This is a genomic window from Nocardia sp. NPDC127606, from assembly GCF_042671725.1.
GTDB lineage: Bacteria > Actinomycetota > Actinomycetes > Mycobacteriales > Mycobacteriaceae > Nocardia.
This window is the reverse complement of record NZ_JBHXWQ010000001.1, coordinates 1,918,930-1,934,708: the sequence shown is the minus strand read 5'-3', so window position 1 is coordinate 1,934,708 and position 15,779 is coordinate 1,918,930. Positions and strand designations below refer to the sequence as shown.

Genomic DNA, 15,779 nt, shown 5'->3' with positions numbered 1-15,779 from the left:
CTACCGCTGCTGGTCTGCCGGGCTCGGTGTGGGAAGTTCGGCTTCCAGCATGGCGACGATGCGATCGAGCAGGGCTTCGAGGCGGGACTCGATGCCCACGCCGTTGCGTGCCGACACGGTCAGGTCGGTGTGGCCGCCGAATTCGGTCAGCCCGAACAGCAGGGGCATGGCGATGCTGTGCTGGGGGAGAACGAACAGCCCGATGGGGCGGAAGCCGGGGACGGCGAGCTCGTCGGCGGTGAAGCGGCCCATATGGGAGACGGTGGCCGAGGCGAGGTTTCGGCCGAGGCGGGCGCCGAGCCAGTTCGTGGTGCGCAGCACGCCGCGGTTGATCGGGTCGGGGACCAGGGTGATGCGGGTGTTGGCCAGCTGATTCAGCTCGCGCCGTTCGTGCAGTCCGGCCTTGATCTGGTCCTTGATCGAGGTCCAGTCGCGGCCGGGTTCGATATCGAGGAACAGCGGTAGCGCGAGGTTGGCGGTGGAGCGCAGCGCCGGGTCGTGGCGACGGAGGTCCACGGGCATCATGATGCGCGAGGTGCCGGGAGTCTCGGCGGCCAGTAAGGCGCAGACGCGGGCCAACGCGCCGGGACCGGCGGCCTCGATCCGGCGATGACGGAGCAGATGGGGCGCGAGATCGCGGCGCTGCCTGCCTCGGCCGACGGCGGTGCGGTAGCGCGGAACCATCGGGGTCGGCTTGCCGGGAGCGCCGACTTTCGCGACGAGTTCCTGGTCGGCGATCGGATCGGGCTGGGGAACCGGGTCCTCACCGCGCAGTGCGCGCAGCACATTCGTGGCCCACGCCACCATGCCGATGCCGTCCATCACGCCGTGGAAGACACGGAAGATCAGCGTGGTCGGCGCGCCGCTGAGAAGCAGCACCTCGACCGTGGCATCAGGGGTCGGCCCGATCGCGCCGGTGAGGACCGGATCGGTCTCGAGCGCGGGGTAGCTCAGCCGGTGGTCGACCACGCGCACCGCCGGGGCGATGTCACTGTCGACCCACTCGTTGCCGTGCCGTCGCAGTCGCGCGCCGGGGGTGGCCGCCGCAGCGGTGGTTACCGCTGCGCGCAATGCATCCGGTTCGATGTTGCCCTCACCGGGAACCACCAGCTGCATGAGGAAGGGCGGGGCCAGCTCGCGCATCGGGAAGTACATCCGCTCGGTGGTCGTCACCGGGCGACGGAAAACCTTGCTGCCGTTCATGATTGCCTCCTGCGTGCGGAAGTGTCGGAGCGAGTGCGGCGGTGGCCGCGAACTATCGAAGGTTCTCGGCGAGCACCTCGATGCCGCCCTGCTCGTCGAGCCACACCAGGAATCCCGCCAGACCGGTATCGCGATCCACCACAGGCAGATAGCCGAGATCGCGGCGAGCCGCGCCGGTGTCATAGGTGGCGGTGCGTGTCATCAGGGCGACGGCGTAGCGCGACAGCGGAGGCGACCAGCGATTCGCCACCGCCGGTATCCGCCAGATCGTCTCGATGGTCGCGACGACGGCGGCGAGCACACGCGGGTTCGGTCGGCGCGTCGGGGCCTGGAACCCCAGTCGCGTGGCGACCTCGCCGAGAAACCCCCAGACATCGGTCTTCTCGGCATCGGCGATGAAGTACGCCTTGCCGCCCACCGCGTCCGAGCGCACCGCCAGCAGGCAGGCGTGCACGATGTTGTCCACGTGGCACAGCGATGCCTCGACGGTGCGACCGTAGGACAGGTCGGGCAGCGAGCCCGCGGCCGTGCGATCGAGCAACCGAACGATCGGCCCCGATCGGTCTCCGGCGCCCCAGATCGCTCGCGGGCGCAGCGCCACGGTCGTGAATTCCGGTGTGTCAGCGGCGAGTACGGCGCGTTCGGCCGCGGCCTTGGTTTCGGAGTAGTGATTGAGGTAGCGGCTCGGATACGGCAGCGACTCGTCGACGTCGACCTGGTCGCCACCGTCTCGCTCCATCAGGGCACTCGGACTCGAGATGAAGACGAACCGGCCCGCGCCGCCGCGCCGCGCCGCGCCGAGGAGTAGTTCGGTGGCCCGCACGTTCTCGGTCCAGAAACGGTCCCTGGTGCCGCGTTCGTCGACCCGCGCGGCGCTGTGGATCACCGCGTCCACTCCGCTGGTGGCCCGGCTCAGCGACGCCGCGTCGGTGAGATCGCCGTAGACGAGTGTGACGTGCTCCACGGCTGGGCCGAGATCGTCGAGAACGCTGGTGCGCCGCACCAGGATCGAGACATCGTGGGAGCCCTGCGCGACCAGCGCCCGCACGATGGCGCCGCCGAGGAATCCGGACGCGCCGGTGACCAGGATCTTCATCGTCGCGAGTCCAGTTTCTTGGTGGCCCAGCGGGCGAGTTGTTCGCGGCCGATCTTGGCGTTGTGCCGGATATCGACCGGGAAGCGCGGGTGTACGAGGAATTCGGCGATCGGGGCGAGAGTGTCGAATTCGGCGGCGCGCGTCCGCAATCGGGTGAGCGCGGCCACCGCGTCCGTGCCGGGTTCGAGCTCCACGCACAGCACCGGTCGCTGGGCGCCGGGGGCGCCGACACCGACCAGCGCCGTACGCGCGACTCCGGTGACCGCGTTGAAGACCTGTTCGGTCTGCACGGTGAACATCGGGCCCCGTGCGGTCGTGATCCGTTGACTCTTGCGCCCGCAGAACCAGATCCGGCCCTGCTCGTCGAGCCATCCCAGATCACCGGTGCGATGCCAGATCTGCTCGCCGTCGCTGATCTTGCCCGCGGTGTTGGCCTGCGCGGGCCAGTAGTAGCGCGTACTCACGTTCGGGCCTGCGACCACGATCTCGCCGACCTCGCGCGCGCCGAGTTCTTCGGTGTCGTCCCAGGTCGCGACCGGGTCGTCGGTGATGGCGAGCAGCCGGACACGCACTCGATCGGTGGGCCGGCCGATGCAGGTGCCCTCACCGCTCTTGGCGCGCTCGACCAGGCCGGCGAGCAATTCCCGCGATTCGATCGTCGACATGGGCAGCGCCTCGGTCGAGCCGTATCCGGCGTAGATCTCGACATCGGGGCGCAAGACCTCGCGTAACCCGGCGACGCACCAGTGCGGAACGGGTGCGCCACCGGAGAAGATACTGGCCAGCGACGGTAAGTCGACCGGATGCGCGCGCAAGCGTTGCAGCAGTGGGATCAGGACCGCGGGCGAGGCGAACATCGTGCGCACGCCGAAACGCCCGATCGCGTCGACCACGTGCGCCGGATCGGTCGAGCCGACCTTGCTCGGAATCAGCGGTGGCAACACACACCGCGACCCGAGCAGCAGGTCGAGGACACCGACCAACGGCAGTGTCACCAGGGAAGTGCCGGGTGGCGTGTGCCCGCGGGCGGCGTGCACCTGCTCCACCATCGCCGCGAGATTGCCGTGCGTCAGTTCGACGGCTTTGGCGGGACCGGTACTGCCCGTGGTGAATCCGATGATCAGCAACTCGTCCGGATCGGCGGGCACCCGCTCGGGCGGCGCACCGGTCGGGGTGCGAGTCCACGAATCCAGCGTCGGTCCACCCCAGAACCAGCGGCGCCCCACGGTGAGAGTGGTGCGCACGCGCCGGAAGCTGCGCGGGAACAGCACCCGCAGGGCATGCGCCTGCGGGATCCCGATGAACGCCTGCGCTTCGACCGCGCGCAGGCAGTGCACCATACGGCGCACTCCCATGCCCGGATCGATGACGACCGGAACGGCGCCGATCTTCAGCAGCGCGAACAGGATCGCGTACAGCTGCGGGCTCGGCAGCACGAGCACGATGGTGCGGGTCCCGCTGCCCACCCCGGAATCGGTGAGATGTTCGGCGATGGCGTCGGACCAGCGATCGAGGTCGCGATAGGTGATGTCGCGGTAGTCGGGCAGCCCGTCGGCGGTCGTGCCGTCGGGATAGATGACCGCCTCGCGGTCGGGCTCCTCGCGGGCGAGCGCCCGGAACCGGTCGATCGTCGCCCAGTAGGTCGCCGTCGTCACGAGGTGGTCTCCGCGGGGAGTCGGTACAGGGTCGCGGCGGCGGACGGGCCCGCGCCCGCGGCGACGAACAGCACGTGGGTGTAGCCGGTGAGGGTGCCCTCGGCGCTCGCGCGGGCGTAGGCCAACGGCAGTGCGGCGGTGTGCGGGTCGCCGTCGGACAGGTCGGGCACGCGTACCGCGTCCTGGTCGATGCCGAGCGCGTCGGCCAGGCGCCCGGGAAAGTGCGGGCTGGGAGTGGAGGCGATCAACGCGACGAAGGCGCCCTCGAAGTCGGCGAGCGCGGAGTGTGCGACGTCGGTGGCCACCGCGAGGATGCGGTCCTCGAAGTCGGGTTCGCGTTCGACCGTCATCAGTGTTCGTCCGACGGTGCCCATGGTGGCCGTGTCGACGTAGGCCTGTCCCGCGGCAGTGCCGGGTGCGGTCGCGGTGTACACCGGGCCGAAGCCCTCGGGGTCGTCGACCTGCTCGAGGAGCAGCGCGGCGCCCGAGGTGGCGTAGGGGAATTCGGCGTCGGCGCTCGAGCGGGTCATCGACGGGTGAGTGTCGCCCGCGACGATCAGGACGTGCTCGGTGCTGCCCGTCGCCAAGACCGAGCCCGCCACCTGGACGGCGTTGACGACGCCGACCGCGCCGTTCATCAGATCGAAGGAGAAGGTCCGCGGATCGGTCCTGGTGTAGTCGAGCCCGATGCCCGCCGCTTTCTGGATCAGCGCGGCCACCGCCGGTTCCACGGTGTTCGAGTCGCGGAAGACGCCGGTATTGATCAGCACGCCGACCTGGTCGGGGCGGACACCGGCCTGCTCCAGACATTGTGCGGCCGCGCGCCCGCTGTGCGTGACGACGCTGTGGGTGTCGGTCGACCTGCTCGTGCCCGTGGCTCGGATGCGAATGCCCATTGTTGACCTCAGACCTTCAGGGAGGAGATGGTGGCGGACAGGAAGCCGGCGACGACGCCGGACGCGGCGGGCACCATGAGCAGTTTCGATCCCGCCGCGATGTTGTCCTCGGCGAGCTGATCGTGCAGAACGATGAAATGTGAAGTGGTCGAAGTATTTCCGTACTTCTCGATCACATTGAGGTCCGGCGGCATCTCGGCGCCGAACTCGCGGGCGGCCACCGCGTTGATGTAGGGCACTGCGGCAGCGCCGAACTGGTGATGGATGATGTAGTCGAACTGCTCGCCGGCGAAGTCGCGACCCTGCTGTTCGAGGAAGGTGCCCTGGGCGTCGGGCCAGAGCAGGAACCGCGCTTCGTTGTGCATCTTGCGGTTGTCGGTGTAGAGCGCGACGCCCGACGACTTGTCGCTGGGCATCCCGAGGCACAGGTGCGAATGCTCTGCGGCGGTGAGCAATTCGATGTAGTGGATCTTGTCGGCGTCGTCGACCGCGCGGTCGAGCACGACCGCGCACCCGGAGTCGCCCACCGACAGCGAGGCGAACTGCAGATCGTATTTCTCGCTGATCTCGTTCACCGCGGTCTCGGCGATGGGGGTGATCGCCTCGCCGCTGACCACCATGCCGTTGCGCACCACGCCCGAGCGGATCATCCGGTCCAGAATGTATGTGCCGGTGAGCATTCCGGCACACGCATTGGAGACGTCGAAGGTGATGGCCTGCTCGGCGCCGAGGGTCTTGGCGATCGTCGACGCGAACGAGGGCTCCATGTACATGCGGGTGCCGTCGTTGCTGCGGGTGATCGAACACGAGATGATCACGTCCAGTTCGTCCGGCGCGTAGCTCGACCGCGACAGGCAGTCGCGCGCGGCGTTGACGGCGAGGGTGAACGAGTCCTCGACCGACTCCGGTCGGGTGTCGCGCACACGGCGTTCTTTCACGCCGGTGATGCGCTCCAGGTCGAACGACGGTGGCGTTTTCAACCGGGAGATCAATTCGGTGGTGGACAAGATGTTCGACGGAAGATATGCCCCGATGGATTCGAAACGCGATTGTGACACGTGAGCTCCCGGATGCGGTCGAAAGAATGGTTTACCGGACGAATCTCGAGCGCCGGTGAAATCGAACCCTACCGGTCGTCGGCCGGCATCGGGTGCAGTGATCCAGCGCACTGCTCGGCGCGAGACCGTTTGTGCGACATGGTGTTACGGAAACTTCGGCAATCCGATCGAACCTCTGAGATCGCCTGGACCGGGGCGTTTGTGTGGGTACGGGCAATGGTACGGCTATCGGATCGATCTGCCTCGCCGCGGTGATGTGTTCCTGCAGAACGGTGCTCGCACAGTGAGTCACTTCACGATTGTTTACACCGTCGAATAAATTGCGAGCCGGGCGAGCTTGTTTTCGGAGCACAAGTGGTTTCGCGAACTTTGTCGGCGAGAACTAGCCGCCCAGCCCGACGACGCGGGCCAGCCGCCGATGCGAATCCAGACGCGCCGCTCGATCGAAAGTGCTGGTGTGGACGAGGATTTCATCGGCGTCGGTGCGGCTCACCAGCTTCTCCAATGATTCGGCGACCTGATCCTCGGTGCCGTGGATCTGGTTGCCCAGCGCCTGCTCGAACAGGTGGCGTTGCCGGTCGGTCATCGTCACCGGATCGATCTGTTCGGGTGGGATCAGCGCGGGAAACTCCCCGTGTGTGCGCGAGTAGGCGCTCGACCAGGCCTCGGGGAGCAGGAGCCGGTGCGCCTGCTCGGTCGAGTCGGCGATCATCACCGTCGCGGAGACGACGACATACGGTCGGGGGACTCGAGCCGAGGGCTGGAACCGGGTGCGGTACCGCTCGATCGCGTCCACCATCGCCTGCATGCCCGCGATCGGGGCGATCACCAGGGGCAGCCCGAATCGTGCGGCGCGCTCGGCCCCGGAACCGGTGGCGAGCAGGAACGCCGGGACATCCACGCCCTCCGCGGAGCCGGCGTGCACGCCCTGCCTGCCCGCCGTGAAGTAGCCGAGGACCTCGGTGAGGCGCGCGTCGACATCGTCGGCGTCGTCGAGGCCGTGGCCGAGCGCGCGGCGGACGCCGTCGGTGAATCCGACCGAACGGCCGAGGCCCATGTCGATCCGTCCGGGGAACAGCGACCCGAGCACGCCGAACTGCTCGGCGACGACGAGGGGCTGATGATTGGGCAGCATCACCCCGCCCGTACCGACGCGGATGCGCGAGGTGGCCGCCGCGACCGCCGCCGCCAGCACGGTCGGCGCGGTTCCGGCGACACCGGGAACGCTGTGATGTTCGGCGACCCAGAAGCGGTGGTAGCCCCACTGCTCGGCGAGTACCGCGAACGCGACCGTCTCCCGGAGGGCGTCGGCGTGGTCCTGCCCGCGCCGCACGCGTGAGCGGTCCAGGATCGAGAAGCGAACCGATTCGAGTGCCATATCAGTAGTCAACGTCGAAGACGCGAGGTGATTCCGTGGCGATGACACGCGCGGGTGATCTCGGCAGGTTTGGACCGGTACCAACCCTGGACCAACCTTTCGCAACGATAGTGTGCCCCGAGCACGATCACCGGCGAGAAAACTGCGAGGAGCGCACTATGGTTCGACATCCCAACGGCCGCAAGGTAAATCATCGCCACCGCGCGGTCGAGGCCAGCGAGGATGCGCTGCGTGTGTTGCGGCTGCTGCTCGAGATGCACGGCCCGGTGGTGCTGTACCTCGCGCCCGACACCGACGGGTACACACCGGTCTGTGTGCCGCTGCGGGACTTCCTGCCCGGCACCGGCGATGTCCTCGCCGGGCAGACGGCGTGGCACACCCAACTGTGGATGGCCGACCGGTTCCACGTCGGGTTCGACGACCTCGATGTCAGCATCGAGGTGCGCAACCGTCCGCAGCCGGGCTCCGCCTCGCTCGAGGCGGCGTGCGGATTCCGGTTCGCGCTGCGGATCGACAAGGTCGAAGCGGCCGTCGACTTCGTCGAGGAAGCCTCCTAGTCCGTCACCAGAACCGCGGCGTCAGCCCCCAGTCCGCGAACTCGGCGGCCAGTAGCTCGCGCAGTGCCGCGCGGGTGGGGAAACGATCGGGGTCGCCGCCGGTGACCACGAGTGTCACGGTGTCGTCATCGCAGGAGAACGCGAGATTGACACCGACCTCCACCTGGCGGAACAACTCGACAGGACCGGGATTGACCACCGGGCGCATGATGACATCGCGGGCGCGGTGTGATCCGAGGACCGCGATGTTCTGCGCGGTGCGACCCATGTTGGTGCACAGGCATTCCGGCGCCTTGGCGGTGCGGGCGAACCTGTGCAGCACCACCTTCGGCAACAGCATCTGCACCGGTTGCAGGTGCTGGATGGGTGGGATGGTCGCCGGATCGCGATAGGCCAGGCCCGCCGCCTTGAGCGCGGCGCGCACCGCGGGCAGATCGGCGCGTTCGCCCGCCCGGTAGCCGACGCTGATCGGCAGCCCGGTGGTGGCGTTGGCGCGTGGGTCGTCGGTCTCGCGCATCGAATGCGGAATGTCGACGCGAACCTGCGCCCCGTCGGCGACGCGGCCACTGCGACCGAGCAGCCCGACCGCGACACCGATCAGCAGGCCGTTGGTGGTGCCGCCCTGCGCGGCGGCCACGGCGTCCCATTCGGCGAGATCGAGCTGGACGATCGCCTCGGCGGCCTGCCAGGTGTCGGCATGCGGCAGCCGGGGGGCGGCCGGGCGCGGATTGCGGGCCGGTTCGCTGACACCGCGTGACCGGCGTGCCGCCCGGACCCCACGGGCCACAGCGCCGAGTTGCCCCCGCGCATCGGCGAGGTCGGCGGCGAAGCGGCCCGTGCCCGCCACCGGACCGACGAGCCTGCCCGCGCTGGCGAATCGGTCGGGTGTCTGCCCGCGGTTGAGCCGGTCCAGAGAGTCGACGATCGCGTGCATCATGGCGCCGCCGTCGCACGCCACGTGCGAGGCGACCAACGTGACCACGGTGCCACCGGATTCGAGCGGCGCGCCCGCGAGCTGCCAGACGAGCCCGCGCTCGGGGTCGAACTCGACGTCGGCCTGCTCGAGGAACCAGTCGAGGACCCGGTCCTCGGGAATCGGCGTGTCCGACCAGCGCAGCGGCAGTGATTCGGTGGCGGGCTCCCAGTGCGCGCGGGCGATCGGGAAACGCGTGGTGCGGACCCGGCGCGCGATGAATCCGGTCGCCAGGTGCGCGTGCCAGTCGGCGAGCAGGTCCCGGCTCAGCGCGGTGTCGAAGCGGTAGGCCAGCTGGTTCACCAGGGCATTGGGGTAGAGGCTGTGCAGTTTGAAGAACAGGTCGTCGTCGGCGGTGATCCGGTTGAGCTCGGTGGACACCGCGGCAGCGGGGGCGATGACAGTCATCGAAAGGCTCCTAGCGGGAACGGAGGGTGCGCACGGTCAGCGGCGCGAAAACAGCGACCACGACCACCGAGGCGACCAGCGACCACCAGGCATCGGCGCCGACGGTGCCCTCCGCGGCGAGGGTGCGTACGGCGGAGACCAGGTAGGACACCGGATTCAGGTCCGAGACATGCCGCATCCAGGTCGGCATGGATTCCTCGGGGACCAGGGCATTGGAGGCGAAGCCGAGGAAGGTGAGCACCAGCATCGACATGCCCTGCACGGCGGCGGGGCGGGCGATGGTGGCGCCGATGAACGCGAACAACCAGCTGATGGCGGTGGTGGCGAACACGACCAGCACCGCGCCCGCCAGGAATCCGGCGGTGTGCGCGGGTTGGTAGCCCATGCAGAAGCCGACGATCACCACGGTGGTCGCGGCGATCAGGTAGCGCACGGCCCCGGCCAGCAATGCGCCGGCAACCGGGGCGGATCGGGCGATCGGCATGGCGACGAAACGGTCGAAGACACCCGAGTGGATGTCCTCGGACAATTGCACGCCGGTGGCGACCGAGGAGGTGAGCACGATCTGGACCAGCACGCCGGGGATCATGATCGGCAGATACGCCGCCATACTGCCGGCGATGGCGGTGCCGAAGATGCTGCCGAACAGCACCGGACCGACGATCGGCAGCAGAACGGCGTCGTAGAGCAGTTGCGGGCTGTGCCGGAAGGTGAGCAGTCCGCGCCACGCCATCATCAGCGAATGACGCAGGGCGGCAGCCGGACCGACGCGGGTCACGCGTGGCGCGCGCACCACCTGGAGCGGCTTGTCGACCGTGCGGGTCATGGTGGTCCTCGAACTTTCGCGAAGGGTGCTCATGCCGCGTCCACGGTGCGCGGGTGCCCGGTCAGCGACAGGAACACCTCGTTGAGATCGGGTCGGTCCACCGCGAAACCGCGCAGGGTGATGCCCTCGGCGCGGCAGGCGGCGACGATATCGGCGCCGCGCGTGACATCGTGCAGCGCGACGGTCAACGTCCCCGCCGACGACCCTTCCGGCACGTCGCCGGTGATCTCCTGGATCAGCGCCTCGGCCCGGCGCAGGTCGGCGGTGCCGGGGATGTCCAGGCGCAGCACCTGCTCACCGATGGAGGCCTTGAGTTCGGCGGGAGTGCCGTCGGCGACGAGCGTGCCGCGGTCGATGACCGCGATCCGGTCGGCGAGTGCGTCGGCCTCCTCCAGGTACTGGGTGGTGAGCAGCACGGTGGCGCCGCGGGCGACCAGTCCGCGCACGATGCCCCACATGCGGTCGCGGGTGTGCGGGTCGAGCCCGGTGGTCGGCTCGTCGAGGAAGATCAGCGGGGGCACCGTGATCAGCGTCGCGGCCAGGTCGAGTCGGCGTCGCATGCCGCCCGAGAACGCGCTGACGCTGCGGCGCGCGACGGCCGACAGCTCGAACTCCTCGAGAAGTTCCTCGGCGCGACCGGCCGCGGCGCGCCGCGTCAGGCCCAGCAGCCGTCCGAACAACCGCAAATTCTCACCGGCGGTGAGGGTTTCGTCGACGGAGGCGTATTGGCCGGTGAGCCCGATCATCGAGCGCACCGCGGTCGCCTCGCGCACTACGTCGTAGCCGAATATCTCGGCGCTGCCCCGGTCGGGTCGCAGCAACGTGGCGAGCATGCGCACGGTGGTGGTCTTGCCCGCGCCGTTGGGACCGAGCATCGCGAACACCGATCCGGCCGCGATACTGAGGTCGACGCTGCCGACAGCGGTGAAGTCGCCGTAGGACTTGCCGAGACCGCTGGTGCGGACGGCGATATCGGTGCTCATTGCGGCCTCCCGGCGTGGATGGAAACAGGACTCGGGAACGACAGGGGCACCAGGGATTCCACCTCGTCGGCGGCGCGTGCCACCCCGGTGCTCGCGAACCGGCTCGCGTACGCGGCCGCTCGCGAGACCACGTTCGGGTCAGCGACGCGGTCGAGCAGGGTGGCGAGCCGGGCCTCGGTGAGCTCGGCGGCGCGCACGGTACCGGCCATCTCGAGCCGTTCCAGTGCCCGGCCCCAGTACGGCTGATCGGCCTGGATTGCGCAGATCACTTGCGGGACACCGGCTCTGAGCGCGGCAGCGGTGGTGCCCGCGCCGCCGTGGTGCACCGCGGCGATACAGCGCGCGAACACCGAAGCATGATCGGCCTGCTCGACGACCGCCATCTCGGGCGACAGGACAGGTTCGATCCCCGCCCACCCCGCGGCCAGCAGCAGCCTGCGACCACGACGGGCGCAGACCGCGCGCAACATCGCCACCAGCGCGGCCGGATCGTCGACCGCCATCGAGCCGAAGCCGACATAGATCGGCGCCGGACCGGCGTCGAGCCACGCGGTCAGCCCGGGATCGGCTGCGGCGCTGAGAAATCCGTCGGCATCGACGGCGAAACCGGTCACCGGGTGTCGATCCGGCAGCTCGGCGGCCAACCCGGGAAACAGGTCGACGTCATAAGCCTGGATCGACACCCGATCGGGCAGGTGATGTTCGACGATCCCGAACTCCGACAGCGGCTGTTCCAGCGCGGCGTCGCGTGCCCAGCGCAGCGCCGACCAGATCCGCCGGTTGAGCGCCTTCGGAATCCGGGCGCCCCACGCGGTGGGGACCACCGGCACCGAGCGATTCGGATGGATCGGAAAGAAGTGCACCGCGGCCAGCGGCAACCCGACGCGCCGCGCGGCCTTCTCGGCGGCCTCCTCGCCCGCCATCCCGGTCACGAGCACGTCGTGACCGGGGGCGAGAACGAGCAGATCGCGTACCGCCTCGACGACTCCGCGCCGTTGCAGATCCAGCACCGCGCGCACCCGCGCCCGCGGATTCGGGCTGCGAAAGCGGTGATCGTCGTGCTGGGTGCGTAGCAGTTCGGCGCTGTCGCGGCCGAAACCGACGGCGGCGACGCCGTGCGCGGTGGCGAAGTCGACGAGATTGGGCGACAGTGCGAGCGTCACCGAGTGCCCGCGAGCCAGCAGCTCGCGAGCGAGGAGGATGCCGGGCTGGGCGTCGCCCCGGCTCCCGGTGAAGGCCAGCAGTGCACGCATTCTCAGCCCGCGCTCAGCGCTGCCGCGGCGTCGGTGACCGGTGCGGGCGCCGCCGCCACCATGGTCACCGCGTACATGGCCCTGGCGAACTCGGCGAGGAAACGTTCCATCACCTCGCCGGGCAGGCCCGCGGGGTGACGGGTGGAGACATAGAGGCCGTCGGGGCCGCGCACGACCCAGAAGTACACCTCGTCGGTGGAGTACGACACCGCCCGCAGGGTGCGTCCGCGCAGGTCGGCGACCAATTCGTAGTCCGGAAGCATCCGGATGTCGAGGAAGGACGCGCCGTAGGTCGGACCCTCCACGGCGCCGACCATCGCCAGGGAGCGGCCCCACGACGCGTCGTTGCAGAGGTGGGCGCGCTTGAGCGAGGCGCGGGTGGCCTCCAGCGCGACGGTCATGTCCGCGCCCGGGGGCAGCGTCACGTCGACCGGGACGACGTTGACGAACCAGCCCATCGACTCGAGCCAGGTGAGGTCGGGCCTGGTCGCGATCGGCATCACGGTGCGGAACCGGTTGTCGCCGAAGGTTTCCCGGGAGGCCATCGCCAGGGCGGCGAACACCGTCACCGACAGCCGGTGCTTGAGCCGATCGAGCGCCGCCTCGACTTCCTCGAGCTGTTCGATGCTGAGCAGGGTGCGCGAGACGCTGGGCTGGGCGTGTTCACCGTCGAGGACGGCGACCTGATCCGCGGCGAAGCGGGGCATGGGCGAGCCCGGCACACCGAGGAATTCGCGCCACACCGCGACGGCGGGGGAGTCGGGATCGAGTTCCTCGGCGGCGGCGCGCTCGATCACGGCGTAGTCGGCCGGGCTGCCGAAGGTGGCCGAGTCGCGGATCTCGCCCCCGGTGGTGACCGCGGTGTAGAGGGTGCGCAGCTCGAGGATCAGCACGGCCTGGGAGTAGGCGTCGAGCACCGAGTGGTCGGCGCCGACCAGGACGGTGAAGTCGTCGGTGTCGTGGGCCACCGTGGCCACCAGCAGATGCGGCCACACCAGCGCCGACAGGCGCAATTCCAGTGCGTCGCAGAGGTATTCGTTGATCTCGTCGCCATCGGCGAGATCGGCGACCGGGGCGCCGGTGACACGAACGGTGCCGGGGGCGGTGGTCACGCGGTGGTAGCCGCCGTCGCCGGTGGGGGCGACGGTGGTGCGGAAACCCTCGTGGCGGTCGTGCCACAGCCGCAGCGTCGTCGCCCAAGCCTCGGCGTCGAGTGGGGCGTCCATCTCGAAGATCGTGCCGATCCAGCGGCCGCGGCCGGGACGGGCGTCTTCGGGGTCGAGGAACCCGAGGTACTGCTCGTGGACGCTGGCGAGGGGACGCTCGTCGTCGCGCCAGGCATCGGCGGCGGTGAGTTCGGGGGTCCAGATCACCAGGTCGCCGGAGCGGATCCGGAATTCGGAGAGATGGGTGTATTCCATGGCGGGTCACCTCATGGGAGTGCAAGCCGAGAACGGCGCGACGGGGATTCGGTGATCGCGGGCGCGTCACCGGATGTTGCTCTGGATCCCGCACCGGATGTAGCTGGCGAACCCTGGGCTATTCCGAGTCTATAACTCTGAGAGTTTTCTGAAATATTACTTCTTCACAACTGGGCAGTGTGAAGAAGCTCACTTTCAAATTTGTTCCGAATCACAACCTAAACCAGGTGCCCCTGGAGTAATGGGGTTTTAGTTCAGATCACCGAGCTGAACTCGGTCAGGACGGTGCCGTGCCGGATGAGACCCGACAGACCTGGCAGTTCGACCGGTGGCGACCACGTGCGGAAGCCGTCGTAGCTGTCGCTGAAGTAGTACCGGCCCTCGGTGTAGGCGTCCAGGTAGATGCGGTGCCCGCCGTCGGGAAGCCGGACGATCGACTGTCCCTCCCGCGGCCCGCCCCAGCCCGCCCAGTCGCCGGTGCCAAGGAAGCTGTACGGCCCGAGCGGCCGGTCGGCGACGGCGAGTTCGATCAGTTTGGAGTCCTCGTTCTTCACGAACGCGAACAGACGTCCGTCCAGGCGGACCAATGTGGTGTCGATATGGCCGAGTGAGCCGGGCCCGGCGGGGCCGAGCCCGAGCATCGGCACCGGCGGCGCCCAGACGGTGAGCCCGGCATCGAGCGGGATGAGCAGATGCGGGGTGAAGCCGTGTCCCCAGGTCAGTGACACGATGATGCCGACCCGCCCGGCCGCGTCGGCGTACCACTCCGGCGCCCACGCGCCTTCGAGCCTGCCCGCCACCAGCATCGGCACAGTGGCGAGGAACGTCCAGGTGATCCGGTCGTGGCTGCGGGCCAAGCCGATCGCGGTGGCGTCACCGGCGATCGTGTACGTGAGGTAGTAGTGACCGTCGGTGTGCAGCAGCACGCTCGGATCGCGGACCAGGCCGGCCGGCGGTGTGTACGCGTGCTCGCTGACCGGGGTGAAATCGGTGCCGTCGGCGGACTCGTAGACCGCGAGGGTGGTATCGCTGTCGGCACGGAAGGCGGTCATCGTGTACCGGACCGGGGTGCGGTGGGGGTCGATGCCCACCCCCGGGCCGAGCGAGGATTGCGCGCGGGCTGTGCCCGCTGCCAGGAGGGGGAGTCCCGCCAGCAGTGCGAGTGCGGATCTGCGTCCCACCGTGATCGCCATGACCTGGGATTATCCGCGCGATCGCGACGGCTCGGCGGAGGCGCGCCGTCGGTCAGGAGGTGGCGGGCTCGGGCTCCGACGCTGCCGGGTCGACCGGTAGCCGCAGGTCCACGATCAGCCCGATCAGCCCGACCGACAGGCAGATGGCCGACACGGTGATCGCGATCGGGTGGCTGTCGCCTGCCAGGGAGCCGGCCAGCACCACCGTCGAGATCGTGCCGGGGGCCGAACCGGCCACTGTCGCAGCGAGATACGGGGCGAGGCGGACCGACGACAGGCCGCAGCAGTAGTTGAGGATCGAGAAGGGGACGACGGGGATCAGGCGCAGTGCGGCCACCGCGAGCCAGCCGCGGCGGGCCAGTCGATCATCGACCGCCCGCACCGCGGGATGCGTGAGGTGTTCGGCGACCCGGTCGCGGCCCAGCGTGCGTACCCCGAGCAGCGCCACGGTCGCGCTCACCGCCGTGGCGGCCATGGCGATGACCGAACCGGGGATCGGACCGAACAGAACGCCGCTGGTCACGGTGAGCACGGTGCGCGGAACGGGCGCGACGGCGACCACCGCATAGAAGAGGAAGAACAGCAACGGCAACAGCGGCCCGGCGTCGCCGGCCCAGTCCCGGATCTGCTGCGGGCCCGGTAACGGAACCAGCATCGCCACCACGAACAGCGCGGCGAGCCCGGCCAGGGCGATGAGCAGGCGCGGGGAGCGGATCAGTCGAGACACCCGGGTGAGCGTACCGGCCGGTAGGGGATGGCCCGGGTGGGTGGACACCCTGTCACAGATAGCATCATGAGGGAACCGGATACATCCTGGTTCGCTGTGGGCCCGTTTGTGGGATTTCACGGACCGGCAGCACACCGGGGTGCGGTCGTCGA

14 protein-coding genes are annotated in these 15,779 nt (G+C 69.2%); 1 reads left to right on the top strand and 13 read right to left on the bottom strand.

Features of this window, described 5'->3' with window-relative positions; all coding sequences use genetic code 11:
- The 6 genes from ACFVJ5_RS09055 to ACFVJ5_RS09030 form a co-directional block, all read right to left on the bottom strand.
- Nucleotides 1–1,203, bottom strand: coding sequence for a peptide synthetase (locus ACFVJ5_RS09055; RefSeq protein WP_379219323.1), 1,203 nt, complete (start codon nucleotides 1,201–1,203; stop codon nucleotides 1–3).
- A 52-nt stretch (nucleotides 1,204–1,255) separates the two neighbouring features.
- Complete coding sequence (locus ACFVJ5_RS09050) at nucleotides 1,256–2,299, bottom strand: NAD-dependent epimerase/dehydratase family protein (protein ID WP_379219322.1); 1,044 nt, start codon at nucleotides 2,297–2,299, stop codon at nucleotides 1,256–1,258.
- The gene (locus ACFVJ5_RS09045) at nucleotides 2,296–3,954 is read right to left on the bottom strand and encodes a fatty acid CoA ligase family protein (protein WP_379219321.1); all 1,659 of its coding nucleotides are present in this window, start codon (nucleotides 3,952–3,954) and stop codon (nucleotides 2,296–2,298) included. Before ACFVJ5_RS09045 ends, ACFVJ5_RS09050 begins: the two co-directional genes overlap by 4 nt.
- Nucleotides 3,951–4,850 (bottom strand): hypothetical protein, encoded by a 900-nt coding sequence (locus tag ACFVJ5_RS09040; protein ID WP_379219320.1) that lies wholly within the window; start codon nucleotides 4,848–4,850, stop codon nucleotides 3,951–3,953. Before ACFVJ5_RS09040 ends, ACFVJ5_RS09045 begins: the two co-directional genes overlap by 4 nt.
- An 8-nt stretch (nucleotides 4,851–4,858) precedes the next feature.
- A complete protein-coding gene (locus tag ACFVJ5_RS09035; protein ID WP_379219804.1) occupies nucleotides 4,859–5,908 on the bottom strand; it encodes a 3-oxoacyl-ACP synthase III family protein in 1,050 nt (349 codons plus the stop codon).
- 382 nt (nucleotides 5,909–6,290) lie between these two features.
- Nucleotides 6,291–7,286 (bottom strand): LLM class flavin-dependent oxidoreductase, encoded by a 996-nt coding sequence (locus tag ACFVJ5_RS09030; RefSeq protein WP_379219319.1) that lies wholly within the window; start codon nucleotides 7,284–7,286, stop codon nucleotides 6,291–6,293.
- 158 nt (nucleotides 7,287–7,444) lie between these two features.
- Between ACFVJ5_RS09030 and ACFVJ5_RS09025 the strand changes: the two genes are divergently transcribed.
- Nucleotides 7,445–7,843, top strand: coding sequence for a DUF779 domain-containing protein (locus tag ACFVJ5_RS09025; protein WP_379219318.1), 399 nt, complete (start codon nucleotides 7,445–7,447; stop codon nucleotides 7,841–7,843).
- Nucleotides 7,844–7,847: 4 nt separating this feature from the next.
- On the opposite strand, the gene ACFVJ5_RS09020 is transcribed toward ACFVJ5_RS09025, so the two are convergent.
- From ACFVJ5_RS09020 to ACFVJ5_RS08990, 7 genes are all read right to left on the bottom strand, one after another.
- Nucleotides 7,848–9,224 (bottom strand): hypothetical protein, encoded by a 1,377-nt coding sequence (locus ACFVJ5_RS09020; RefSeq protein ID WP_379219317.1) that lies wholly within the window; start codon nucleotides 9,222–9,224, stop codon nucleotides 7,848–7,850.
- Nucleotides 9,225–9,234: 10 nt separating this feature from the next.
- Nucleotides 9,235–10,050 (bottom strand): ABC transporter permease, encoded by an 816-nt coding sequence (locus tag ACFVJ5_RS09015; RefSeq protein ID WP_379219316.1) that lies wholly within the window; start codon nucleotides 10,048–10,050, stop codon nucleotides 9,235–9,237.
- 29 nt (nucleotides 10,051–10,079) lie between these two features.
- Nucleotides 10,080–11,033 carry an ATP-binding cassette domain-containing protein gene (locus tag ACFVJ5_RS09010; protein WP_379219315.1) on the bottom strand — a complete coding sequence of 318 codons (954 nt, stop codon included), beginning with the start codon at nucleotides 11,031–11,033 and terminating at the stop codon, nucleotides 10,080–10,082.
- The gene (locus ACFVJ5_RS09005; RefSeq protein WP_379219314.1) at nucleotides 11,030–12,286 is read right to left on the bottom strand and encodes a glycosyltransferase; all 1,257 of its coding nucleotides are present in this window, start codon (nucleotides 12,284–12,286) and stop codon (nucleotides 11,030–11,032) included. Before ACFVJ5_RS09005 ends, ACFVJ5_RS09010 begins: the two co-directional genes overlap by 4 nt.
- Nucleotides 12,287–12,288: 2 nt before the next feature.
- A complete protein-coding gene (locus ACFVJ5_RS09000) occupies nucleotides 12,289–13,707 on the bottom strand; it encodes a condensation domain-containing protein (RefSeq protein ID WP_379219313.1) in 1,419 nt (472 codons plus the stop codon).
- Nucleotides 13,708–13,961: 254 nt separating this feature from the next.
- Nucleotides 13,962–14,900 (bottom strand): hypothetical protein, encoded by a 939-nt coding sequence (locus ACFVJ5_RS08995; RefSeq protein ID WP_379219312.1) that lies wholly within the window; start codon nucleotides 14,898–14,900, stop codon nucleotides 13,962–13,964.
- 52 nt (nucleotides 14,901–14,952) lie between these two features.
- Complete coding sequence (locus tag ACFVJ5_RS08990; protein ID WP_379219311.1) at nucleotides 14,953–15,627, bottom strand: TVP38/TMEM64 family protein; 675 nt, start codon at nucleotides 15,625–15,627, stop codon at nucleotides 14,953–14,955.
- Between the last annotated feature and the right edge of the window lie 152 nt (nucleotides 15,628–15,779).

Bases quoted from the DNA above. Each gene is read 5' to 3' on its own strand.
- ACFVJ5_RS09055 (WP_379219323.1), bottom strand. From the start codon at position 1,203: ATGAACGGCAGCAAGGTTTTCCGTCGCCCGGTGACGACCACCGAGCGG.
- ACFVJ5_RS09050 (WP_379219322.1), bottom strand. From the start codon at position 2,299: ATGAAGATCCTGGTCACCGGCGCGTCCGGATTCCTCGGCGGCGCCATC.
- ACFVJ5_RS09040 (WP_379219320.1), bottom strand. From the start codon at position 4,850: ATGGGCATTCGCATCCGAGCCACGGGCACGAGCAGGTCGACCGACACC.
- ACFVJ5_RS09030 (WP_379219319.1), bottom strand. From the start codon at position 7,286: ATGGCACTCGAATCGGTTCGCTTCTCGATCCTGGACCGCTCACGCGTG.
- ACFVJ5_RS09025 (WP_379219318.1), top strand. From the start codon at position 7,445: ATGGTTCGACATCCCAACGGCCGCAAGGTAAATCATCGCCACCGCGCG.
- ACFVJ5_RS09020 (WP_379219317.1), bottom strand. From the start codon at position 9,224: ATGACTGTCATCGCCCCCGCTGCCGCGGTGTCCACCGAGCTCAACCGG.
- ACFVJ5_RS09015 (WP_379219316.1), bottom strand. From the start codon at position 10,050: ATGACCCGCACGGTCGACAAGCCGCTCCAGGTGGTGCGCGCGCCACGC.
- ACFVJ5_RS09010 (WP_379219315.1), bottom strand. From the start codon at position 11,033: ATGAGCACCGATATCGCCGTCCGCACCAGCGGTCTCGGCAAGTCCTAC.
- ACFVJ5_RS09005 (WP_379219314.1), bottom strand. From the start codon at position 12,286: ATGCGTGCACTGCTGGCCTTCACCGGGAGCCGGGGCGACGCCCAGCCC.
- ACFVJ5_RS09000 (WP_379219313.1), bottom strand. From the start codon at position 13,707: ATGGAATACACCCATCTCTCCGAATTCCGGATCCGCTCCGGCGACCTG.
- ACFVJ5_RS08995 (WP_379219312.1), bottom strand. From the start codon at position 14,900: ATGGCGATCACGGTGGGACGCAGATCCGCACTCGCACTGCTGGCGGGA.